The sequence below is a fragment of the Rugamonas sp. GW822-FHT03B10 genome, assembly GCF_058801745.1.
The window spans coordinates 101,729-122,816 of record NZ_JBXANP010000016.1 but is presented as its reverse complement, the minus strand read 5'-3'; the positions used below and the strand labels follow the sequence as shown (position 1 = coordinate 122,816).

The 21,088-nt window shown below is 65.1% G+C and carries 20 protein-coding genes; 6 read left to right on the top strand and 14 right to left on the bottom strand.

Annotated elements, in window-relative coordinates; genetic code table 11:
* The first annotated feature begins 30 nt into the window (after positions 1-30).
* A complete protein-coding gene (locus tag AC1RQG_RS21790; RefSeq protein WP_493134490.1) occupies positions 31-543 on the top strand; it encodes a DUF1269 domain-containing protein in 513 nt (170 codons plus the stop codon).
* A 119-nt stretch (positions 544-662) separates the two neighbouring features.
* Here the strand turns inward: AC1RQG_RS21790 and AC1RQG_RS21785 are convergent, their stop codons facing one another.
* From AC1RQG_RS21785 to AC1RQG_RS21775, 3 genes are all read right to left on the bottom strand, one after another.
* Positions 663-944 (bottom strand): DUF4404 family protein, encoded by a 282-nt coding sequence (locus AC1RQG_RS21785; protein ID WP_493134489.1) that lies wholly within the window; start codon positions 942-944, stop codon positions 663-665.
* Positions 945-956: 12 nt separating this feature from the next.
* Positions 957-1,169, bottom strand: coding sequence for a VF530 family protein (locus AC1RQG_RS21780; RefSeq protein ID WP_493134488.1), 213 nt, complete (start codon positions 1,167-1,169; stop codon positions 957-959).
* Positions 1,170-1,316: 147 nt separating this feature from the next.
* Entirely contained in the window at positions 1,317-3,470 is a 2,154-nt protein-coding gene (locus tag AC1RQG_RS21775; RefSeq protein WP_493134486.1) for a M3 family metallopeptidase, read from the bottom strand.
* Positions 3,471-3,650: 180 nt separating this feature from the next.
* Here AC1RQG_RS21775 and AC1RQG_RS21770 point away from each other — a divergent pair, with 180 nt between their 5' ends.
* Entirely contained in the window at positions 3,651-4,019 is a 369-nt protein-coding gene (locus AC1RQG_RS21770) for an MmcQ/YjbR family DNA-binding protein (RefSeq protein WP_493134484.1), read from the top strand.
* Positions 4,020-4,028: 9 nt separating this feature from the next.
* On the opposite strand, the gene AC1RQG_RS21765 is transcribed toward AC1RQG_RS21770, so the two are convergent.
* The 3 genes from AC1RQG_RS21765 to AC1RQG_RS21755 are packed head-to-tail and all read right to left on the bottom strand — an operon-like array spanning position 4,029 to position 5,228.
* On the bottom strand, positions 4,029-4,604 hold the full coding sequence (locus AC1RQG_RS21765; protein WP_493134482.1) for a TMEM175 family protein: 576 nt from the start codon (positions 4,602-4,604) through the stop codon (positions 4,029-4,031).
* A 55-nt stretch (positions 4,605-4,659) separates the two neighbouring features.
* A complete protein-coding gene (locus AC1RQG_RS21760; RefSeq protein ID WP_493134480.1) occupies positions 4,660-4,968 on the bottom strand; it encodes a type II toxin-antitoxin system RelE/ParE family toxin in 309 nt (102 codons plus the stop codon).
* Positions 4,965-5,228, bottom strand: a complete 264-nt coding sequence (locus AC1RQG_RS21755; RefSeq protein ID WP_493134478.1) for a YlcI/YnfO family protein — start codon at positions 5,226-5,228, stop codon at positions 4,965-4,967. Before AC1RQG_RS21755 ends, AC1RQG_RS21760 begins: the two co-directional genes overlap by 4 nt.
* A 214-nt stretch (positions 5,229-5,442) precedes the next feature.
* Between AC1RQG_RS21755 and AC1RQG_RS21750 the strand changes: the two genes are divergently transcribed.
* Complete coding sequence (locus AC1RQG_RS21750) at positions 5,443-6,705, top strand: TonB family protein (protein WP_493134476.1); 1,263 nt, start codon at positions 5,443-5,445, stop codon at positions 6,703-6,705.
* 35 nt (positions 6,706-6,740) lie between these two features.
* Here the strand turns inward: AC1RQG_RS21750 and AC1RQG_RS21745 are convergent, their stop codons facing one another.
* Complete coding sequence (locus AC1RQG_RS21745; protein ID WP_493134474.1) at positions 6,741-7,121, bottom strand: VOC family protein; 381 nt, start codon at positions 7,119-7,121, stop codon at positions 6,741-6,743.
* A 264-nt stretch (positions 7,122-7,385) separates the two neighbouring features.
* Here AC1RQG_RS21745 and AC1RQG_RS21740 point away from each other — a divergent pair, with 264 nt between their 5' ends.
* Positions 7,386-9,617 carry an NADP-dependent isocitrate dehydrogenase gene (locus AC1RQG_RS21740; protein WP_493134473.1) on the top strand — a complete coding sequence of 744 codons (2,232 nt, stop codon included), beginning with the start codon at positions 7,386-7,388 and terminating at the stop codon, positions 9,615-9,617.
* A gap of 58 nt (positions 9,618-9,675) precedes the next feature.
* On the opposite strand, the gene AC1RQG_RS21735 is transcribed toward AC1RQG_RS21740, so the two are convergent.
* From AC1RQG_RS21735 to AC1RQG_RS21725, 3 genes are all read right to left on the bottom strand, one after another.
* Entirely contained in the window at positions 9,676-9,882 is a 207-nt protein-coding gene (locus AC1RQG_RS21735; RefSeq protein ID WP_493134471.1) for a SlyX family protein, read from the bottom strand.
* Between the two features lie 43 nt (positions 9,883-9,925).
* Positions 9,926-10,390 (bottom strand): cache domain-containing protein, encoded by a 465-nt coding sequence (locus AC1RQG_RS21730; protein WP_493134470.1) that lies wholly within the window; start codon positions 10,388-10,390, stop codon positions 9,926-9,928.
* A gap of 123 nt (positions 10,391-10,513) precedes the next feature.
* The gene (locus AC1RQG_RS21725) at positions 10,514-12,574 is read right to left on the bottom strand and encodes a UvrD-helicase domain-containing protein (RefSeq protein ID WP_493134469.1); all 2,061 of its coding nucleotides are present in this window, start codon (positions 12,572-12,574) and stop codon (positions 10,514-10,516) included.
* 144 nt (positions 12,575-12,718) lie between these two features.
* Here AC1RQG_RS21725 and AC1RQG_RS21720 point away from each other — a divergent pair, with 144 nt between their 5' ends.
* On the top strand, positions 12,719-13,201 hold the full coding sequence (locus AC1RQG_RS21720) for an SRPBCC family protein (RefSeq protein WP_493134468.1): 483 nt from the start codon (positions 12,719-12,721) through the stop codon (positions 13,199-13,201).
* A 54-nt stretch (positions 13,202-13,255) separates the two neighbouring features.
* Here AC1RQG_RS21720 and AC1RQG_RS21715 read toward each other — a convergent pair whose 3' ends face one another.
* Together AC1RQG_RS21715 and AC1RQG_RS21710 are read right to left on the bottom strand one after the other, a co-directional pair.
* Positions 13,256-14,392, bottom strand: coding sequence for an HD-GYP domain-containing protein (locus AC1RQG_RS21715; RefSeq protein ID WP_493134466.1), 1,137 nt, complete (start codon positions 14,390-14,392; stop codon positions 13,256-13,258).
* A gap of 221 nt (positions 14,393-14,613) precedes the next feature.
* Positions 14,614-16,056, bottom strand: coding sequence for a dihydrolipoyl dehydrogenase (locus tag AC1RQG_RS21710; protein ID WP_493134498.1), 1,443 nt, complete (start codon positions 16,054-16,056; stop codon positions 14,614-14,616).
* A 155-nt stretch (positions 16,057-16,211) separates the two neighbouring features.
* Between AC1RQG_RS21710 and AC1RQG_RS21705 the strand changes: the two genes are divergently transcribed.
* Positions 16,212-17,111 (top strand): ArgP/LysG family DNA-binding transcriptional regulator, encoded by a 900-nt coding sequence (locus tag AC1RQG_RS21705; RefSeq protein WP_493134464.1) that lies wholly within the window; start codon positions 16,212-16,214, stop codon positions 17,109-17,111.
* A 19-nt stretch (positions 17,112-17,130) separates the two neighbouring features.
* Here AC1RQG_RS21705 and AC1RQG_RS21700 read toward each other — a convergent pair whose 3' ends face one another.
* Together AC1RQG_RS21700 and hemE are read right to left on the bottom strand one after the other, a co-directional pair.
* Entirely contained in the window at positions 17,131-19,170 is a 2,040-nt protein-coding gene (locus AC1RQG_RS21700; protein WP_493134463.1) for a primosomal protein N', read from the bottom strand.
* A 798-nt stretch (positions 19,171-19,968) separates the two neighbouring features.
* Positions 19,969-21,048: a uroporphyrinogen decarboxylase gene (hemE, locus tag AC1RQG_RS21695; protein WP_493134461.1), complete on the bottom strand. Its 1,080-nt coding sequence runs from the start codon at positions 21,046-21,048 to the stop codon at positions 19,969-19,971.
* Positions 21,049-21,088 lie beyond the last annotated feature (40 nt).

The following is a 21,088-nucleotide window of genomic DNA, read 5'->3' as shown; positions in this document are numbered from 1 at the left end:
TTGCTCCCACCCAGTTATCAGGAGACCATCATGCGACGCCGCCTCTATTTCATGCTGCCCGACGTGGCCAGCGCCCGCGCCATGCTCGACGAACTGCTGCTGGCCCGCATCGAGATCGGCCACATGCGCTTCATGGCCCGCGACGGCGCCTTGCCGGCCGACATGCCGGACGTGAACATTCTGCAAAAAACGGACGTGGTGCATGGCGCCCAGCTCGGCGTCATCATCGGCGGCGTGGTGGGGCTGGCGGCGGGCGTGTTCCTGACCCTGTTCCCGCTCGACGGCTACACCGTGCGCACGGCCGCCATCCTGCTGGTGGCGCTGGGCGGCGCGCTGTTCGGCGGCTGGGCGTCCGGCATGAACGCGGCCGCCGTGCCGAACACGCGGCTCAAGCAGTTTGCCGGCCGCATCGAACAAGGGCAGGTGCTGTTGATCGTGGACGTGCCGGTGCGGCGCGTGGATGAAATCGAAGACATGATCGCCAGGCGCCATCCCGAAATCAGCTTTGGCGGTATTGAACCGCCGATGCTGGCGTTTCCGTAACGCTGGCTGCCCGGGGCTACCGGCCCCGGGTCCTGTTTCCCGGCCGGCCTGACGCGCTTGCGCAGGCCGGCTTTCTCATGCGCGCGCGGCGCGCGCGTTCGGGCGTTCAGGCGGCTAGTTCAGATGCCCATGCTCGACAGGATATTGCCCAGCTCGCGCAAGGCCGGTTCCAGCTGCGGATGCTTGGCCGCGAACCTGGCCGACAGTTCCTGCGTGCGCTCGGCCAAGCCGTAGGTGGTGGTGCCGGCGTCGGCCGCGCGCTGGGCCGGCGCCCGTTCCATCAGGGTTTTGATATCGTCGTCCAGTTGCTGCAGCAGCTCCAGCAATTCCTCATCCACGGGCCCGGCCGAGGCCAGGCGGTGGTGCAGGGAAGTGAGCGACGCTTTGAGATTGCTATCCATTTTTTGTTCCCGTCAATTGGTGAATGTGGTCGCCAGGTACAAGTCTTCCACCTTCTTCCTGGCCCACGGGGTCTTGCGCAAGAATTTCAGGCTCGACTTGATGCTAGGGTCGCTGATGAAGCAGTTGATGTCAATCCGCAAGGCGAGCTGGTCCCATCCATAGTGGGCTTGCAGGCGGGTGACGATGGCTTCCAGGGTGACGCCGTCCAGGCTGGGTTTGTTCATGGTTCCATGTTACTCAAAATTCGGGGTGGGCGATCCGTTTCCATCTGCCCGCTTGCGCCCGCACATGGAAAAAGGGCCAGCCGCGACGATGGCGCGACTGGCCCTCCATTGTAGCGCCGGCCGCGCCGGCATAACGCTAATTGCGGCTTACTGCGCGTTCAGGCCGCGCCGGTCGAGCAGCGGCGCGATGATGGCGTCGCGGCCGCGGAAGTCGCGGAACAGTTGCAGCGCGTCGTCCGTGCCGCCGCGCGACAGCAGGGTCTTACGGAACCAGTCGCCGTTCTTGCGCAGCAGGCCGCCGTTTTCCTTGAACCACAGCACCGAGTCGGCATCGAGCTTCTCGCTCCACAGGTAGGCGTAGTAGCCGGCCGAATAGCCGCCCGAGAAGCTGTGCGAGAAGTAGGTGGTGCGGTAGCGCGGCGGCACGGGCGCGAAGTCCACGCCCATGTCTTTCAGCGCGGTCGCCTCAAAGCCCAGCACGTCGGTCGGGATCTGGGCCGGGGTCAGCTGGTGCCAGCGCTGGTCCAGCAGGGCGGCGGCCAGGTATTCGGTCGTCATGTAGCCCTGGTTGAATTTCTTGGACGCGATCACCTTGTCCAGCAATTCCTTGGGCATGGGCGCGCCGGTCTTGTAGTGGGTCGCGTAGTTGGCCAGCACTTCCGGCCACACGGCCCACATCTCGTTCACTTGCGACGGGTATTCGACGAAGTCGCTCGGCACGTTGGTGCCCGAGAACCGCGGATAGGTCACGTTCGAGAACATGCCGTGCAGCGCGTGGCCGAACTCGTGGAACGCGGTCTTCACTTCGTCGTAGGTCAGCAGCGTCGGTTCGCCGGCCGCCGGCTTGGGAATGTTGAGGTGGTTGGCCACCACCGGATGCGTGCCCAGCAGCTTGGACTGCGACACATAGGCGTTCATCCACGCGCCGCCCTGCTTGTTGCTGCGCGCGTACATGTCGGCGATGAAGATGGCCAGCTGCTTGCCGTCGGCGTCGAACACGTCGAACACGCGCACGTCGGGGTTGTACACGGGCAGGTCCTTGCGCTCCTTGAACGACAGGCCGTACAGCTTGCCGGCCGCGTAGAACACGCCCTTGGTCAGCACGTTGTTCAGTTCAAAGTAGGGCTTGAGCTGGTTCTCGTCCAGCGAGAAGCGCTGGGCGCGCAGCTTGTCCGTGTAATAGGCCCAGTCGGCCGCGTCCACCTGGAATTTGCCGCCTTCGGCGTTGACCAGGGTTTGCAGGTCGGCCGCTTCCTTGCGCGCATTGTTGACGGCCGGCTTGGCCAGCTCGCCCAGCAGGGAGTTGACGGCGGTGGTGGTCTTGGCCGTCTGGTCCTCCAGCGCGTAGGCGGCGAAGTTGGCGTAGCCGAGCAGCGCGGCCTTGTCGGCGCGGGCCTTGGCGATCTTGAGCACGATGTCGCGGCTGTCGAACTCGCCGCCACGGCTGCCGCGCGCCAGCGAGGCGGCCATCAGGCGTTCGCGCACGGCGCGGTTGCTGAGCACGGCCAGCGGCGCCTGGCCGGTGGTGTTGGTGATGGCGATCAGGAACTTGCCGTCCATGCCCTTGGCCTTGGCGGCGGCGGCGGCCGTGTCGATGGCCGCGTCCGTCATACCGGCCAGGTCGGCGCGGTTGTCCACCACCAGCGCCGAGGCGTTGGCTTCCTTCAGCACGTTCTGGGTGAAGGCCGTTTGCAGGCTGGCGATGTCGGCGTTGATGGCTTTCAGTTTTTCCTTGTCGGCCGGCGACAGCTTGGCGCCGGCGCGCACGAAATCGGTGTGGTAGCGTTCCAGCAGGTGCTTGGCTTCGGCGTCCAGGTGCAGCTGGTCGCGCTTGGCGTACAGCGCGTCCACGCGGGCGAACAGCTTGGCGTTCAGGAAGATGGCGTCGCCGTGGGCGGCCAGCTTGGGCGACATGTCGCGGTCGATGGCGTCCAGCGCGTCGTTGGTGTTGGCGCCCTGCAGGTTCTGGAAGGTGGTCTGCACGCGGTCCAGCAGGCGGCCCGAACGCTCCATGGCGACGATGGTGTTGTCGAACGTGGCCGGTTTCGGATTGTTGGCGATGGCGTCGATTTCCGCCAGCTGCACGCGCATGCCCTCGGCGAAGGCCGGCGCGAAATGCGCGTCCTTGATCTTGTCGAAGGCCGGGTAGCCGAACGGCAGCGTGCTCGGCTTGAGGAAGGGATTGCCGGCCAGCGCGGCCGCGTTGATGGCGGTGGCCGGTGCGGCCGGCGCGGCGTGGGCGAACTGCGTCATGGCAAGGCCAAGGCTGGCCACGAGTACGAGCATCTGAGGACGGGGCATGTTTTCATCTTTCAAAGGACGCCAAGGGATGCTGACGCGGGTAGCGCAGCATGGAAGCGGCAGATCATAGCAGGCAGACAATGGGCCGTCATCAGAAAGAAATGTTGCAGTGCACGCAAGGGCGAGGGCGGCGCCGCCGGCGGTTATGCTTTACAATCAAACAACACTCCGCCCAAGTCCATGAATACCCAACAGCTCAAAGCCCATTGCCAGCGCTATCCGGGCGCCACCGCCATCCTGCACGGGGCGCCCAGCAACATCCTGGTCTACAAGGTGGGCGACAAGACGTTCGCCTATTTCAAGACGAGCGAGCCGGAGCAATGGCGCTTCAGCTTCCGCGTCTCGCCGGACCGCTTCCTGGAGCTGACCGGCATGCCGGGCGTGAAACCGGCCCGCTACATGGGACGCTTCCACTGGGTCACGGTGGTCGACGTGCGCCGCTTCCCGGCCGACTATCTGACCGAGCTGGTGGGCTGGTCTTACGACAAGGCCCTGCGCTCGCTGAGCAAGGCGCGCCAGCGCGAGGTGACGGCGGGGACCACCGCGTAGGCCGATGGCTCAACTGTTCAGACGGGCCTCGATACGCCGGTCCGGCACGAACCAGACGATGGCCACCAGCACGTACATGGCGAACGCGGCCCACACGTGCAGGAAGGACAGCGGGATGGCCAGCAGGTAGAGGATGGGCGAAATGATGCTCTTGCGGTTGCGGCCGACGGCCAGCGCCAGCGTCGGATGGTGGGGATTGCGGGAAATCAGGGCCCGCTCCAGCACGCGGTAGGCGATGGCCGACATGAACAGCATGGCGCCATAGAACGCGACGGGCACCGGGGCGAAGTGATTCTCGCCCATCCAGCCGGTGGCGAACGGGATCAGCGACAGCCAGAACAGCAGGTGCAGGTTGGCCCACAGCACGCAGCCGTCCACCACGGACGCCGCGTGCAGCATATGGTGGTGGTTGTTCCAGTAAATGCCCACGTAAATAAAGCTGAGCACGTAGCTGAGCAGCACGGGCAGCAGTGGCAACAGCGCCGCCAGGTCGGCCCCGTGCGGCACCTTCAATTCCAGCACCATGATGGTGATGATGATGGCGATCACGCCGTCGCTGAACGCTTCCAGTCTGCCTTTGCCCATGTCTTCCCTTTGCTAGTGTTGCGCGAGCCGCAGCCCCATCGCCGTGAAACGACCTTTAGTGATAATCGTCTTCCCGCTGATGGCGAATCGCCAGAATTGTTACCGTCGTCTGATTTTCAATCTCAAACAGCGCGACATAGCCCGCGTGACCAAACGGGATGATCTGTTCACGCAAGAACGGATCGTTTGGCTTGACCTTACGGCAGCTAAATGGCGATATCTCAAGCAAGGCAAGACCATGCCGTATGGCGTCGAGTGCCCGCTCGGCAAGTGACCAGTCCCCGGGATCGCGCTGCAAGAGGTACTCGTAAAGTCGCACCAAGTCCTCTTCCGCCTGTGCGGTAAAGCGGACCGTAAAGCTCATTTGTTCTTGGCTTGAACGAGCATCTGCTCAAGGCGGCTCAGCACGGCATCTGCGGAACGATAAGCTCCAGTTCGCATCGCCTCTTCACGCGACGCAAGCCCGCGAGCGAGGAACTCACGCTGATGCCTGCGCTTTTCAATGCTGTCGCGTATCGACTTCTCTACAAACGCGGACAGCGTTTCGCCTTCTTCGAGACTTTGCTCTGCGGCTTCCCGCAGCTCCGGCTCGACTTTGAGAGATGGGAAGGTGGCAGATTTCATGGTGTCTCACGCCTCACATTGCGTCGGCAAAAAATGGATGCTGGTCTCACTGTAGCGCATTCATGGCGCTCCGTGTCCCTCTGCTTACACATGCACTGGTCCACCGCCCAGTCCAGAGCAATCGGCAGGACATTACAACGCATTTCGAGGCATAACTCGACAAACCAAATTTCCGCACATAAACTCCATAATTATACTTTTTTTACAACATTACGTGAAACTGAATTCCTTCAGCAAAGGCGGCATGACGCTAGCCCTGGGCCTGTCCATCATGATGGGCGTTGGCAGTACGTTGGCCAGCGAGAAACAAGTTACGAAGCCCGCCGTGCTGGACTTCAACGCCTGTCAGATGCCCAAGTGGCCCAAGGAGGCGCTGCGCAAGGAACAAACAGGTACAGTGAAACTATCGTTCTTGGTTGGCGAAGATGGCAAAGTCACGGATTCCATCCTCGTCAGCTCTAGCGGCTTTCCGCTGCTCGACGAAGCAACGCAACACGCCATTGTGCTGTGCCAATTTCAGCCTGCGCAGATCAACGGTATCCCCGTCGGTTCCTGGACTCCGATGCAGTACGTGTGGACCATCGATCCTTCTGAAGAAAAAACGCGAGTGGCATTGTCCCAGGCGAATTTCTATCGCGACGCTGCTTTGAAGGGGGACGTGACGGCGCTGTACAAATTGGGCATGCTGTTTAAGGCTCTCGATGGATCGCAAGCAAAGAACCTTGAATTTGCGACCAGAATGTTTCGTCAGGCAGCCGACCTCGGCCATGCGGATGCCCAATACCAACTAGCAAACAACTTAGCCTATGGCCAAGGGGTATCCAGGAACATCAAACAGGCTGCGGTCTATTACGAAAAAGCTGCGGAACAAGGCATCTTGGACGCCCAGTCAAGAATAGCCACCATGTACAAAACGGGCATGGGAGTTGCCCCGAACGCCGTGCTCGCGGCCAAATGGTTCCGCAAGGCCGCCGAGCAAGGCGATCCCGCCGCCCAAGAGAGCCTGGCGCGCTGCCTCGAGACAGGTATGGGCGTGGAACATGACGACGCACAGGCGGCGTCCTGGTACCGCAAGGCGGCGGAAGCCGACATGCCGGCGGCGCAGTCGCATCTGGGCTTGATGTACTTGCGTGGCAAGGGGATCGGAAAAGACTTGTCTCAAGCCATTATTTGGCTCAGCAAAGCTGCCAAACATCGTACACCCGAGGCAGAGGTGACGCTGGGCGAGTTGTATATCGCCGGCAAGGGCGTGCCCCAAAGCGATGCGGAAGGCTGGGCCTTGCTGCAACGCGCAGCCGCGGGCGGCAATATTGAAGCGATGGCGGTGATGGGCTGCATGCAAACGTGGGGTAGCCATATGACGCAGGATGCCAAACAAGGCCAGCGGTGGCTGGATAAGGCATCGGCGCTGGGCAGTTCATTAGCGGCTGAGTGCCTCGACAACAGCAAACCCTTCAACTTTACCTTCGACGAGTAAGTAAGGGCGGCGGCACGCCGCCCATCGCCCGCCTATTAGCCCATGCGCTTCAGCGCACACAGCTTGTTGCCCGACGGATCGCGCAGATAGGCCAGGTACAACGCGCCATACTCGTTGGCACGCTGGCCCGGCGGGTCTTCGCAGGCCACGCCGCCGTTGGCCACGCCGGCCGCATGCCAGCGGTCGGCCATCTCCGGCGTTTCCACCGCGAAGCCGATGGTGGCGCCATTGCCGTGGCAGGCCGGTTCACCGTTGATCGGCTTGGTGATGGCGAACACGCCGGTCTTGGTCACGTAGAACACCCGGCCCTTGTCATCGAACTTGCCTGGCGGAATGCCCAACTCGCCCAGAGTCGCATCGTAAAACTGTTTCGATTTTTCAACGTCGTTGGCGCCGACCATGATATGGCTGAACATGTTGTCTCCAGAGAAATGTAGTGAGCGGCCAGTGTAACCCATCCGGCGCATCGTTTCTCCCGGACGCAGCGCCGCCGCGGCGCCCAATTCCCCCACTGGCGGCGCGCCTTCATGATCACAAGACTTACGCGAACTAGAGGCGGGAGTCTAAAATACGCACTTGGGCCGTGGAAACCCCACCGCCGCCCCGCGCGACGCCCGAAAAGTCCGTGCCTGAAACACGATATCAGGCGGCGGGTACCTACCATCTACGAGGGAATCATTATGGCAACACAGAAACCAAAAGTCATTTACACGCTGACGGACGAAGCGCCGCTGCTGGCAACCTATTCCCTGCTGCCCATCATTAAGAAATTCACCGACCCCGCCGGCATCGACGTCGTCACCAGCGACATCTCCGTCGCGGCGCGGGTGCTGGCCGAGTTCTCGGACTGCCTGAGCGACGCCCAAAAGGTGCCGAACGTGCTGGCCGAACTGGCCGAACTGACCCAGAAGCCCGACACCAACATCATCAAGCTGCCCAACATCAGCGCCTCCGTGGGCCAGCTGATGGCGTGCGTGCGCGAACTGCAAGGCCGCGGCTACCCGCTGCCCGACTATCCGGAAGACCCGAAGACGGACGAGGAGAAAGCGCTCAAGGCCCGCTACGGCAAGTGCATCGGCAGCGCCGTCAACCCCGTGCTGCGCGAGGGCAACTCGGACCGCCGCGCGCCCAAGGCCGTCAAGGAATTCGCGCGCAAGCACCCGCACTCGATGGGCGAATGGAGCCAGGCCTCGCAGACCCACGTGTCGCACATGCACCATGGCGACTTCTACCACGGCGAAAAGTCGATGACGCTGGACAAGGCGCGCGACGTCAAGATGGAACTGCTGACCGCCTCGGGCAAGACCATCGTGCTGAAACCAAAAGTCTCGCTGCTGGCCGGTGAAGTGATCGACAGCATGTTCATGAGCAAGAAGGCGCTGCTGGAATTCTACGAGCGCGAACTGGAAGACGCGCGCAAGACCGGCGTGATGTTCTCGCTGCACGTGAAGGCGACCATGATGAAGGTGTCGCACCCGATCGTGTTCGGCCACTGCGTGCGCATCTTCTACAAGGACGCGTTCGCCAAGCACGCCAAGCTGTTCGAGCAACTGGGCGTGAACGTCAACAACGGCATGGTCAACCTGTACGAGAAGATCGAGACGCTGCCGGCCTCGCTCAAGGAAGAAGTGCTGAAAGACCTGCACGCCTGCCACGCCAACCGTCCGGAACTGGCCATGGTCGATTCGGCCAAGGGCATCACCAACTTCCATTCGCCCAACGATGTGATCGTCGACGCGTCGATGCCGGCCATGATCCGCCTGGGCGGCAAGATGTGGGGCGCCGACGGCCGTCCGAAGGACGTCAAGGCCGTGATGCCGGAGTCGACCTTCGCCCGCATCTACCAGGAGATGATCAACTTCTGCAAATGGCATGGCAACTTCGACCCGCGCACCATGGGCACCGTGCCCAACGTGGGCCTGATGGCGCAGCAAGCCGAGGAATACGGTTCGCACGACAAGACCTTCGAGGTGCCCGAGGCCGGCGTGGCCAACATCACCGACCTGGCCACCGGCGAAGTGCTGCTGACCCAGAACGTGGAGGAAGGCGACATCTGGCGCATGTGCCAGGTCAAGGACGCGCCGATCCGCGACTGGGTCAAGCTGGCCGTCACGCGCGCCCGCAACTCGGGCATGCCGGCCGTGTTCTGGCTCGATTCCTACCGTCCGCACGAAAACGAGCTGATCAAGAAGGTCGAGGTCTACCTGAAGGACCACGACACGACCGGCCTGGACATCCAGATCATGTCGCAGACGCGCGCCATGCGCTACACGCTCGAGCGCGCCATGCGCGGCCTCGACACCATCTCGGTGACCGGCAACATCCTGCGCGACTACCTGACCGACCTGTTCCCGATCATGGAACTGGGCACCAGCGCCAAGATGCTGTCGATCGTGCCGCTGATGGCCGGCGGCGGCATGTACGAGACGGGCGCCGGCGGTTCGGCGCCGAAGCACGTGAAGCAGCTGGTCGAGGAAAACCACCTGCGCTGGGATTCGCTGGGCGAGTTCCTGGCGCTGGCCGTGTCGCTGGAGGACCTGGGCATCAAGACCGGCAACGCCAAGGCCAAGATCCTGGCCAAGACGCTGGACGAGGCGACCGGCAAGCTGCTCGACAACAACAAGTCGCCATCGCCGCGCACCGGCGAGCTGGACAACCGTGGCAGCCACTTCTACCTGTCGCTGTACTGGGCCCAGGCCCTGGCCGCGCAGACCGAGGACAAGGAACTGCAAGCCCACTTCGCACCGCTGGCGCAGGCGCTGGCCGCGAACGAGGCCAAGATCGTCGAGGAACTGGCGGCCGTGCAGGGCAAGCCGGTCGACATCGGCGGCTACTACGCGCCCGATCCGGAGAAGACCTCGGCCGCCATGCGTCCGAGCGCCAGCTTCAACGCGGCCCTGGCGACCGTGTGATGTAGCGCGCGGCGCCCCCCGGCCACGCCGGGGCGGCGCCGCACGGCGCGGTCAACGATCAGTAGTGGGGCGGACGTTCGTGGGGCATCGCGGCCCCGCCGCCCTGCGGCTGTTCGCGCAGGCGCTGGACCAGCGTGGTACACAGCAGTTGCAGCTTGTCGATCTGCTGTTGCTGCTCGTAGACGCGCTGGTTCAACGCCTCCACCAGGTCTTCCTGGTGCGCCAGTTTGATTTCGATATCGATGAAACGCTCTTCGGTGCTCACGGCTACTCCTGCATGAAAGCATGCATTCTACCGCCGGCCGCCCCTAGCGCAGGTAAATCCCGCCGCACATGATCAGATCGTCGTCGGGCACGCAGTACATGGACTTCGGTTCGATCTTGCCGCTGACCGGGTTGGTGAACTTGTAATCCTGCCAGAACGGCGCCTTCTTCCTGGCCAGCTCGACGCGCTCGCGGATGAAGGCCTTGCCGTCGACATCCTTCATTTCCATCAGGTTCTTGCCGATCATCCGGGCGTTGGCGCCGTGCGCGCGCACCACGCCGTCCATGCCGTAGATCACCAGGTACAGGTCGCGGTCCACGAACTGGCCGTCATGTTTGTCGATCTCGGCGTAGGTCTTGTCGCGGCCGTTGGCCTTCAGGTAATTCAAGCCCTTGCGCACCATGGCCTCCGCCTGCGGCTTGGTGGCGTATTCGGACGCCTGCGCCTGGCCCAGCATGCCGGCCAGCGCCAGCGCTCCGGCCGCCCAGTATTTCCAGCGTGGTGACATGTTCGCCTCCTTTGCTCGATGCCGAATTGGCATGACCAGATGCTAACACCAGCGTCAGATCAAGGTGTACGAATTTTTTGCACTGGACAAAACGCGGTAAAAAACCGGCCAACCGCTGCCAAATCAAATCTTGGGGGTGGCCAGTAATTCCTTCATGCGCGCCAGCCGCTCCTTGGGCGTGAGCACCTCGGACTCGGTGGGCACGGCCGTGCCCACGTCCAGCTGCATTTCCTTGATGAAGCGCGACGGGTCGCAATGGACCTGCTCGCCGGCCCGCTTGCGCTTCTTGCACCACGTGATCTGCAAGGTGCGCTGGGCCCGCGTGATGCCCACGTACATCAGCCGCCGCTCCTCCTGCACACGGGCCGCGATGCTCTCGGCCGGCGCGTCGGCGTCGCCCTTGTGCGGCAGGATGCCCTCCTCGCAGCCGACCAGGAACACGTGCGGGTATTCCAGCCCCTTCGAGGCGTGCAGGGTCGACATGCGCACCGCGTCCGGGTCCTCGTCCTGGCCTTCGAGCATCGACATCAGGGCCACCATCTGGGTCAGCTCCAGCACGTTCTTTTCCTCGCCGTCGCGCTCCTTGCCGCCGCGGCCGCGGTCCTTGAGCCAGTTGGTGAACTCGAGCACGTTCTGCCACTTGCCCTGCGCCGCGCGCTCCTCGAACATGTCGTACAGGTACGACTCGTAGTTGATCGCCTCCAGCAGGTCGTCCAGCACCTGGGCCGCGTTGTCGCCGCTGCCGGACGGGCCGGGGCGGCTGGCGCGCGCCTCGAGGTTGTTGATGAAATTGCAGAAGTCGCGCAGCGGCTTGAGCTGGCGCTCGTTGAGCTTGCCCTCGATGCCGCCCTTGAACACGGCCTCGAACAGCGAACACTGCCACTGGCCCGAGAACGTGCCCAGCACCTCCAGCGTGGACTGGCCCACGCCACGGCGCGGCGTGGTGACGGCGCGGATGAAGGCCGGGTCGTCGTCCGTGTTGGCCAGCAGGCGCAGGTAGCTGATGATGTCCTTGATCTCGGCCTTGTCGAAGAAGCTCTGGCCGCCCGAGATCGTGTACGGGATGCGCTCCTTGCGCAGCGCCTGCTCGATCACGCGCGCCTGGTGGTTGCCCCGGTACAGGATGGCGTAATCGGACCACTTGTTCTTGCGCTCGAAACGGTCGGCCGAGATCATGATGGCCACCTGCTCGGCCTCCTGGTCGTCGTTGGCCATGCCCAGCACCTTGATCGGCTCGCCCAGCCCGTGCTCGGACCACAGCGACTTCTCGAACAGCTTGGGGTTGTTGCCGATCACGGCGTTGGCCGCCTGCAGGATGCGCGTGGTGGAGCGGTAGTTCTGTTCCAGCTTGATCACCTCCAGGTTGGGGAAGTCGGTCTGCAGCGTCTTCAGGTTCTCGACCGACGCGCCGCGCCAGGCGTAGATGGCCTGGTCGTCGTCGCCCACGGCCGTGAACATGGGCTTCTTGCCGATGCCCGTCACCAGCAGCTTGACCAGCTCGTACTGGCAGGTGTTGGTGTCCTGGTACTCGTCCATCAGCAGGTAGCGCAGGCGGCGCTGCCACTTGTCGCGGATCGGCTCGTTGTTGCGGAACAGTTCCACCGGCAGGCGGATCAGGTCGTCGAAGTCGACCGCCTGGTAGGCCGACAGCGTGGCCACGTAGCTGCGGTAGATGCGGGCCGACTGGGCCTCGTCCTCGTCCTTCGCGTTCTGCAGCGCCAGCTCGGGGTCGACCAGGCCGTTCTTCCACAGTGAAATGTCGGTCTGGATGCGGCGGATCAGCTGCTTGTCGGTGGTGATGGCCAGGTCCTGCACCAGCGAGGCGCAATCGTCGCTGTCCATGATGGAGAAGCGGTCCTTCAGGCCCAGGCCGTGCGCCTCCTGGCGCAGGATCTTCACCCCCAGCGAGTGGAAGGTGGACACGGTCAGCTGCTTGGCCTGGCGCGGCTGCTTGAGCAGCTTGGCGATGCGCTCCTGCATCTCCAGCGCCGCCTTGTTGGTGAAGGTGAGCGCGGCGATGGTGCGCGGATCGTAGCCGCGGTCCTCGATCAGGTGGGCGATCTTCTGCGTGATCACCCGCGTCTTGCCGGAGCCGGCGCCGGCCAGCACCAGGCACGGACCGTCGAGATAGGTGACGGCGGCGCTTTGCGGGACGTTGAGGCCGAATTGTGGTGCTTTGGACATCGGATGGGCGGACTGGCTGGGGTGAGCCGGCCATTGTAGCAGCCTCGCGCGCGCCTGACGCGGCGCATGTTGGCGGCGGTCATTTGCGTTACCATGCACAGATGGCGGCGCACCACGCGCCCGAACTTGATTGGCTGTACTACTATGAAATTCGAACACTTAATTGAAATCAACGATCCGCTCAATCCGCTGATCGATACGCTGACCGTGGACCAGCTGTGGCGCGGCCTGGTGCTGCGCGCCGAGTCGCCCAAGCTGTTCGTGCCCCATCTGGACGAATGCGTGATCGTCGAGCGCAGCGAGCACACGTTCCGCCGCCGCCTGCGCTATGGCGAGCTGGTGATCGAGGACCAGGTGCTGCTCACCCCCATGCACCAGATCCGCTACGACGTGGCGCCGCAGCAGGACATCGCCGCCTCCAGCCTGACCATGACCATCGAGCGGCCCGAGCAGCACGTGCTGTTCGTGCGCTTCGAATACGTGGACGCGCACGACGCGGCCACCGACGCGGCCAACGCCATGTACGACGAGTTCCGCCGCTCGGCCTACCAGGAATCGGACATCGACACCATCCGCGTGCTGCGCGACCTGGCCGCCAGCGGCCGCCTGGACGCCGTGCTGAACTAGGCCTGCGCGGCGCGGCGGCACCACGACGCCACGGGCTGGTTGTAACGACCTCGCTCAGGGACGGGCCAGCCGGCCCCACACCTGTTCCATGCGCAACGGTTGGCCGCCCAGCGCCAGCACCTGCTCGGTGGCCAGCACTTCGCGGATGGTGTGCAGATCGCCGCGCGTATCGCGTTGCAGGAACACGGACAACGGCGCGCCGCGCGGCCCGATCACCGATTCCACATGGGGCATGGTCGAGCGCAAGCCCTTGCGCGACACCACCCCCACCTCGCCGTTCAACAGCTTGACCCAGGTTCCGACCGGATAAATGCCGAGCTCGCGGATCATGACGGCCGCCAGTTGCCCGTCCAGCACGCTGCGCCCTTCGAGCAGAATGTCGCGCAGCGCCGCGTTCGGCAGCAGCGGTTGCAGATAGTTGCGCGTCACCACGCGCGCGCAATAACGGTCGGCCAGCGCGATCAGCTTGGCGCCGACGGGAATGTCCTCGCCCTTTTTGCCGGCCGGATAGCCGCTGCCATCCTCGTTCTCATGGTGGTGCAGCACACAGGCCAGCCACACGGGGTCGGTCACGCCCGCGTGGCGCAGCAGGGCGGCGCCGCGCTGCGGATGCTGGCGCACCCGTTCCACGTCCTGTTCGCTCAGCTTGCCCCGGCTCTCATGCAGACGCAGATATTGTTCCTGCATGCCCACGTTCATGGTCAGCGCCGCCAGCGTGGTGGTGAAGATGGCGCGCGCGTCGTGGCGCAGGGCGCGCGCGGCCAGCTGGGCCAGCACGGCCGTGTCCACGCTGTGGCGCACCGCGTACGGCGCGGCCTGCTGGTTGTGCAGGATGCTGGCCACGGCCACGTCGGCGCTCAGGTCCACGGCCTGCGTCACCAGCAGCGCCACCTCCTCCAGCCGGCGCACGATGTCGTGCGGCGCCAGCCGGGCCGCCACCAGTTCCAGCACCTGCTGCAACTCCACGCACGCCGTGTTGAGCTTGCGCAGCACCGATTGCGGCGCCGGCGCGGGCGCCGCCACGTCGCTGCGGTCCTCGTAGCTGCCGCGCTCGACCAGGTAATCGATCTGGTTGACGTTGGCGATCAGGTGCCCCTTGCGCACCAGCAGCATGCCATTGCTGGCATACACGTCCCACGGCACCAGCATCCCCAGCTTCAAGTCCGCCCGGCTGACCTTGCTAATCCCCACGCATTCCCCCGTGCGCGGCCGGCCTGGCCGGCCACCGCCCCGTCTTCGTTTGTTAATTAAAAAACCACCGGACAGCAGCATAACGGTTTTGCCGGGCTGGGCCGTAGCGATTCCGGCCCCGGGCGGGTAAATTGTGGCTCCGACTGTTGTATTTTTGCTTTAACGCATCATTGTTTTCTCAATTGAAATCATCGCACGCGCCGCGACGCGCCATGCCCGGCTCATTCGCCGGGGCAGCAGGGCACGCTGTCGGCATCCGGCGCCGGCCCCTGCGCCAATTGGCGGGCCAGATCGCGCAAGGCCGTGCGCACGCCCTCCTCGACCACCGGATGGTAGAACGGCATGTCCAGCATGGCCGCCACCGTCAGGCCCGCCTGGCAGGCCCAGGCCAGCAGATGGGCCAGGTGCTCGGCGCGCGGCGCCACCATTTCCGCGCCGAGAAAGCGGCCGGTGCCGTATTCGCCGTACACGCGCAGCAGCCCCGCGTTCTGCAGCATCACGCGGCTGCGGCCCTGGTCCTCGAAACCGGCCTGGCCGGTGGCGAAGCGGCCGGCATGCGTGTCGCACAGCGTGCGGTGGCTGGCGCCGGCGGTGGCGATCTGCGGCTCGGTGAAGGCCACCGCCAGCGGGGTGCGGCGCAAGCCCGGCGTCAGCTGCGGATGGCGGGCCGCGTTGTGGCCGGCGATGCGGCCCTGGTCGGTCGCTTCCGGCAGCAGCGGGCGCTCGTCGTTCGCGTCGCCGGCGATGAAGATGGCGCTGTCGCCGCATTGCATGGTGCGCCGGTCGTACAGCGGGATGCCGTGGCGGTCCAGCGTCAGGCCCGTCGTCTCCAGCCCCAGCTGGTGCACATTGGGCTGGCGGCCGATGGCGCACAACACGTGATCGTAGCGCTCCTCGCGCAGGCGGCCATCGCCGTCGCGGCTGCGCACCAGCAACCGCGGGCCATCGGCCCCGATCGCCTTGACCACCGTGTGGAAACGCAGATCGAGCTCGCGCCCCAACGCCTGCGCGGCGGCCATGCGCACGGCCGGGTCGCCGAGCTGGGCCATGCTGTCGCCGCGCGCGTACAGGGCCACCCGCACGCCCAGCCGGTGCAGGGCCTGGCCCAGCTCGAGGCCGATGATGCCGGTGCCGATCACGGCCACCGAGCCGGGCAGGCCGGTCCAGTCGAACACGGCGTCGCTGCCGGTCACGCGCGGCCCGGCCGCCAGCCAGGCCGGCGGCAGGATGGGGGCCGAGCCGGTGGCGATCACGATGCGCGCCGCCCGCACTTGCGTGTGCTGGTCCACCTGCAGCCGGTCGGGCGCGACGAAGCGGGCGTGGCCGCGCAGCTTGTCGGTGGCCGGGATCCGGTCCACCGTGTCGAGCACGAAGCCGACGAAGCGGTCGCGCTCGGCGCGCACGCGGGCCATGACGGCCGCGCCGTCCACGCGCACGGCGCCCGGGTGGACGCCGAACCGCGGCGCCGCCGCCAGCGCGTGGGCCGCCTCGGCCGCCGCGATCAGCAGCTTGCTGGGCATGCAGCCCACGCGCGCGCAGGTGGTGCCGTAGGGGCCGCCCTCGATCAGCACGGCCCGGCTGCCGGCCGCGCGCGCGGCCCGGTACGCGTTCAGCCCGGCCGTGCCGGCGCCGATCACGGCCACTTCCGTCTCGATGATGCGCATGATGTGCTCCCGCCCGGCGAAGGCCGGCATGGGGCCGATGTTACGCCGGTCCGCGCGCACGCGGTTTCCACTTCGTCGCGCCGACTTTCAGTTTTACTTTGCGGCAAAACCGCATTAGTATTACTTATCCCTTCCAACTTTTATAAGTGCAGCTTATGGGAAACCTCGACTACCGCGCCCTGGCCGTGCTCGACGCCGTCGCCAGCCATGGCAGCTTTGAAAAAGCCGCGCTGGCCCTGGGCATCAGCCAGTCGGCCGTGTCGCAGCGGATCAAGGCACTGGAGGACGCCAGCGGGCGCCTGCTGATCGTGCGCGGCCAGCCGGCCGTGCCCACCGGGCTCGGGCAGCGCCTGGTGTCCCACCACCGCAACGTCAAGCTGATGGAGGCGGCGCTCGACATCGACCTGGGCAACCCGGTCAGCATGCCGGAGATCGCGCTGGCCGTGGACGCGGCCAGCCTGGCCACGTGGTTCCCCCTGAGCCTGCAACCGCTGCTGTCGCCGCCGCGCTGCCAGTTGCAGGTGCAGGCGGCGGCGCCCGAGCTGGCGCTGCACCTGGTGCACGAGGGCAGCGTGTTCGGCTGCGTGGCGGCCAGCGCCGCCGCCGGCGCCGACCAGCCCAACGGCCCCAACGTCACCCAGCTGGGCCTGATGCGCTATGTGTGCGTGGCCACGCCCGTGTTCGCCGGCCACTGGTTCGGCGACGGCTTCTCCGCCGAGGCGGTGGCGCTGGCGCCGGCCGTCGTCTGCGACCGCGAGCTGATGGCGCGCTACCTGGGCGGCGCCGTGCAGGTGCAGGGCGGCTATCCGCACCACACGCTGCCGCTGTCGCCGGCCTACAGCGAATGCATCCATGGCGGCCTCGCGTACGGCTTGCTGCCGCTGCCGCAAGCGGGCGCCGCGCTGGCGCAGGAACGGCTGGTGGACCTGGCGCCGGGCCAGCATGTGGACGTGGCGCTGGCCTGGCACGCGTGGAACCTCGACACGCCGTTCACGCGCGCGCTGTCGGAACAGGTGGTGGCGACGGCGCGGCGCTATCTGCTGCAGCCGGGCTAACGGCCCGTCGGGACGCGCCTCAGATATCGAGCGGGTCCACTTCCAGCGACCATTTGACGCGGCTTTTCAGGTCGCGCAGCGTGGCCATCCAGTGCTTGAGGAAGGCCTGCAACGCCGGCCGCGACGGCGACTCCACCAGCAGCTGGGCGCGGTCCACGTTGTGCACGCGCGTCATGCTCATGGGGATGGGGTCGTTGATGGTGATGCCGCCATGCTCGACGCAATCGCGCGCCGTCTGCAGGAAGGCGATGGCCGTGGCCAGCTCCGGCGCCTCGGCCCGCAGCAGCGCCTGGAACAGGTAGGGCGGCAGCGCGGCCTGCTCGCGCTCCTCCAGCAACGCCGTGGCGAAATGGTCGTAATCGTGGTTCACCACCGCCCCGTACAGCGGATGCTGCGGATAGCGGGTCTGGATCAGCACCTCGCTGGCGCTGCCGCCCTCCGCGCGGCCGGCCCGTCCGGCGCGCCCGGCCACCTGCATCAGCTGCGCGAACAGGCGCTCGCTGGCCCGGTAGTCCTGCGAGAACAGGGCCGTGTCCGGATTGAGGATGCCGACCAGCGTCAGCTTTTTGAAGTCGTGCCCCTTGGCCACCATCTGGGTGCCGATCAGGATGTCGACCTCGCCCCGGTGCACGGTGTCGAACGCTTCCTGCGCGCTGCCCTTCTTGCGCGTGGAATCGGCGTCGATGCGCAGGATGCGCGCTTCCGGGAACAGCTGCTGCAAGCCTTCCTCCACGCGCTGCGTGCCCCGTCCCAGCGGCTGCAGGTCGACGTTGCCGCAGGTCGGGCAGTGGCGCGGGATGCGCATCTCCAGGCTGCAGTGGTGGCAGCGCAGCCGGTGCTCGGGCTTGTGCAGCACCATGAACGAGGTGCAGCGCTTGCAGTCGCTGATCCAGCCGCACGATTCGCAGCAGATCACGGGCGCGTAACCGCGCCGGTTCAGGAACAGCAGCGACTGTTCGCCGCGCTCCAGGCGCAGGCGCAGCGCGGCCACCAGTTGCGACGTCAGGCCATCCTTGGGTTTGTCGCGCTCCATGTCGAGCAGCTTCACCTGCGGCAGCGTGGCGTTCGCCACGGCGCGCTCGCGCAGCTCCAGCTTGCGGTAGCGGCCGCACTGGGCGTGGTGCCAGCTCTCCAGCGACGGCGTGGCCGAACCGAGCACGATGGGTATGCCCAGCTGCCAGGCGCGCCACACGGCCAGGTCGCGCGCCGAGTAGCGCAAGCCTTCCTGCTGCTTGTACGACGGGTCGTGCTCCTCGTCGATCACGATCAGTTTGAGCTCGGGCAGCGAGGCCAGGATGGCCAGCCGCGTGCCCAGCACGATGCGGGCCTTGCCCTGGTGCGCCGCCAGCCAGTGCAGCATGCGCTCGCCTTCGGACAGGCTGCTGTGCAAGGTGGCCAGCATCACGCCGGGAAAGCGCGCGCGGATGTTGCCTTCGAGCTGGGGCGTGAGGTTGATCTCGGGCACCAGGATCAGGATCTGGCCCTCCGGTTCGCGCGCCAGCACCTGCGCGCACGCCTGCAGGTAGACCTCGGTCTTGCCGCTGCCCGTGACGCCGTACAGCAGCGTGGGCGCGTAGCCCCGGGCGCCGCCGATGGCGTCGGCCGCCTCCTGCTGGGCCGGGTTGAGGCGCGGCATGGCGAACGGCGTGCCGTCGTGCGGCGTGTCGTGCTTGGCCAGCTTCTTCAGCGCCCGGTCCAGCGCCACCGTGGTCAGCACCCGCAGATTCTTGGGCAGGCCGGGCAGCGCCACCTCACCGAGCGGGCGCTGGTAGTAATCGGCCGCGAAGCCGGCCAGCGCCAGCCATTGCGGCGACAGCGGCGACAACTGGCTGCGCACGGCCAGCGCATCCTTGAGCTTTTCCTCGGGCACGTCGCTGCGCTCGCTGATGCCGACGATCAAGCCCATCACCTCGCGCCGGGCGAACGGCACCAGCGCCAGCTGGCCGATCCGCGGCGGATTTGCGGGATCGCAAGTCCAGCGGTAATCGAACACGGCGTTGAGCGGGGTATCGAGCACGATGTGCAGGATGCAAGGGGAGGCGTGGCCCGTCGTGGTCATGATGTGGCCGCACAATTCACGCGGTTTTCCCCGACGATGGCGCCCGCTGCGTGGCGCCGGAAAGTATCCACAGTTTTTGTGGATAACTTTGTGGACAAGGGAAAATTAATTCATGGAAACCGGCGACTTCCGCCTTGCCAGTGTCATAAGCCGGGCAAAAAGCCAAAATTAATTCCCTTATAAATCAATAACTTGAAAAATGCTCCCTAGGGGAGGAAAAAATCGCGCCAGATCCGCGCCGCTGTGCATAAGTGAAGTATTTAGAGGACTTTTCGGCCCGAAATCAAGCACTTTTTTGCACCGGATGCCATCCAGATCACGTTTGCCGCAGAGCACCATCCATTTGCGGCAGGCGGACCGAAGCAGCGCATTCTACACATACTGCAGCGGCAACGTTTGCGCCGAAACAAGGCCGTTATCACGGCAAAAACATTGCATCGGTTTCGTGCAGCGCAACATGCTCTTGAACCAAAATGCTAACAAAACGGCTAAGTGGCGGTTTACTAAGGTCTTTTCTTTTTTATCCACAGTTTTAGTGGATAACTTTGTGGACAATGGACGCACAAGCCCGTTGCACCGCTGGGATAAGGTTTACCTAACGCTAATCTTGCCTCTGGGGAGGTAAAAATAAACCTATCATAATCAAACACTTACAACACCGCTCCCAGCGGGGGAAAAGCCGCTGCCTGTTATTTCGGCAGCAAATAAAATTGTGTATAAGTCGGTATCGGACGAACGAAGACAGCATGAAAAAAGGGCGCGTTTCCGGCGAAACGCCCCCTTTTAGCGGACGGCGCCTCAGGCGCGCAGGGCGCGGCTGTGGCTGTGGACGGCTTCCACCATGGCCGCCACGTGGTCCGGATCGGTGAACTGGGAAATGCCATGGCCGAGGTTGAACACGTGGCCGCTGTTGGCGCCGGGCTTGCCGAACGCGTCCAGCACCTTGTGCACTTCGGCGCGGATCTGGTCCGGGCTGGCGAACAGGATGGCCGGGTCCAGATTGCCCTGCAGGGCCACCTTGTCGCCCACCAGCGCGCGCGCCTGGCGCAGGTTGACGGTCCAGTCCAGGCCCACGGCGTCGGCGCCGATGCCGGCGATGTCCTCGATCCATTGGCCGCCGCCCTTGGTGAACACGATGGCGGGGATGCGCACGCCATCCTTTTCAAGCTTGAGCTGGGCCACCACCTGCCGCATGTAGGCCAGCGAGAATTCCTGGTAGGCGCCGTCGGCCAGCGCGCCGCCCCAGGAATCGAAGATCATCACGGCCTGGGCGCCGGCGTCGATCTGGGCGTTCAGGTATTCGGCCACGGCCTTGGCGTTGGTGGCCAGCACGTGGTGCATCAGGTCCGGGCGGTTGTACAGCATCTTCTTGATGGTGTGGAACTCGCGCGAGCCCTGGCCTTCCACCATGTAGCAGGCCAGCGTCCACGGGCTGCCGGAAAAGCCGATCAGCGGCACGCGGCCATTGAGCTCGGTGCGGATCTGGGTCACGGCCTTGAACACGTAGTCGAGCGAACCCGGTTCCGGCTGGCGCAGGGCCAGCACGTCCTGCTCCGTCTTCAGCGGACGCTCGAACTTCGGCCCTTCGCCTTCCACGAAGTGCAGGCCCAGGCCCATCGCGTCGGGCACGGTCAGGATGTCGGAGAACAGGATGGCCGCGTCCAGCGGGAAGCGGTCCAGCGGCTGGATCGTCACCTCGGTGGCGTAGTCGGGATTGGTGGCCAGGCCCATGAAGGAGCCGGCCTTCTGGCGCGTGGCGCGGTATTCCGGCAAATAGCGCCCCGCCTGGCGCATCAGCCACACAGGCGTGTAGTCGGTGGGCTGGCGCAGCAACGCGCGCAAGAAGGTGTCGTTCTGGAGCGGGGCGAATTGTGGCATGGAAGGCAATCGATGGCGGGAATAAAAAAGCTATTATCGC

Bases quoted from the DNA above. Each gene is read 5' to 3' on its own strand.
- AC1RQG_RS21790 (WP_493134490.1), top strand. From the start codon at position 31: ATGCGACGCCGCCTCTATTTCATGCTGCCCGACGTGGCCAGCGCCCGC.
- AC1RQG_RS21785 (WP_493134489.1), bottom strand. From the start codon at position 944: ATGGATAGCAATCTCAAAGCGTCGCTCACTTCCCTGCACCACCGCCTG.
- AC1RQG_RS21780 (WP_493134488.1), bottom strand. From the start codon at position 1,169: ATGAACAAACCCAGCCTGGACGGCGTCACCCTGGAAGCCATCGTCACC.
- AC1RQG_RS21775 (WP_493134486.1), bottom strand. From the start codon at position 3,470: ATGCCCCGTCCTCAGATGCTCGTACTCGTGGCCAGCCTTGGCCTTGCC.
- AC1RQG_RS21770 (WP_493134484.1), top strand. From the start codon at position 3,651: ATGAATACCCAACAGCTCAAAGCCCATTGCCAGCGCTATCCGGGCGCC.
- AC1RQG_RS21765 (WP_493134482.1), bottom strand. From the start codon at position 4,604: ATGGGCAAAGGCAGACTGGAAGCGTTCAGCGACGGCGTGATCGCCATC.
- AC1RQG_RS21760 (WP_493134480.1), bottom strand. From the start codon at position 4,968: ATGAGCTTTACGGTCCGCTTTACCGCACAGGCGGAAGAGGACTTGGTG.
- AC1RQG_RS21755 (WP_493134478.1), bottom strand. From the start codon at position 5,228: ATGAAATCTGCCACCTTCCCATCTCTCAAAGTCGAGCCGGAGCTGCGG.
- AC1RQG_RS21745 (WP_493134474.1), bottom strand. From the start codon at position 7,121: ATGTTCAGCCATATCATGGTCGGCGCCAACGACGTTGAAAAATCGAAA.
- AC1RQG_RS21740 (WP_493134473.1), top strand. From the start codon at position 7,386: ATGGCAACACAGAAACCAAAAGTCATTTACACGCTGACGGACGAAGCG.
- AC1RQG_RS21730 (WP_493134470.1), bottom strand. From the start codon at position 10,390: ATGTCACCACGCTGGAAATACTGGGCGGCCGGAGCGCTGGCGCTGGCC.
- AC1RQG_RS21725 (WP_493134469.1), bottom strand. From the start codon at position 12,574: ATGTCCAAAGCACCACAATTCGGCCTCAACGTCCCGCAAAGCGCCGCC.
- AC1RQG_RS21720 (WP_493134468.1), top strand. From the start codon at position 12,719: ATGAAATTCGAACACTTAATTGAAATCAACGATCCGCTCAATCCGCTG.
- AC1RQG_RS21710 (WP_493134498.1), bottom strand. From the start codon at position 16,056: ATGCGCATCATCGAGACGGAAGTGGCCGTGATCGGCGCCGGCACGGCC.
- AC1RQG_RS21705 (WP_493134464.1), top strand. From the start codon at position 16,212: ATGGGAAACCTCGACTACCGCGCCCTGGCCGTGCTCGACGCCGTCGCC.
- AC1RQG_RS21700 (WP_493134463.1), bottom strand. From the start codon at position 19,170: ATGACCACGACGGGCCACGCCTCCCCTTGCATCCTGCACATCGTGCTC.
- hemE (WP_493134461.1), bottom strand. From the start codon at position 21,048: ATGCCACAATTCGCCCCGCTCCAGAACGACACCTTCTTGCGCGCGTTG.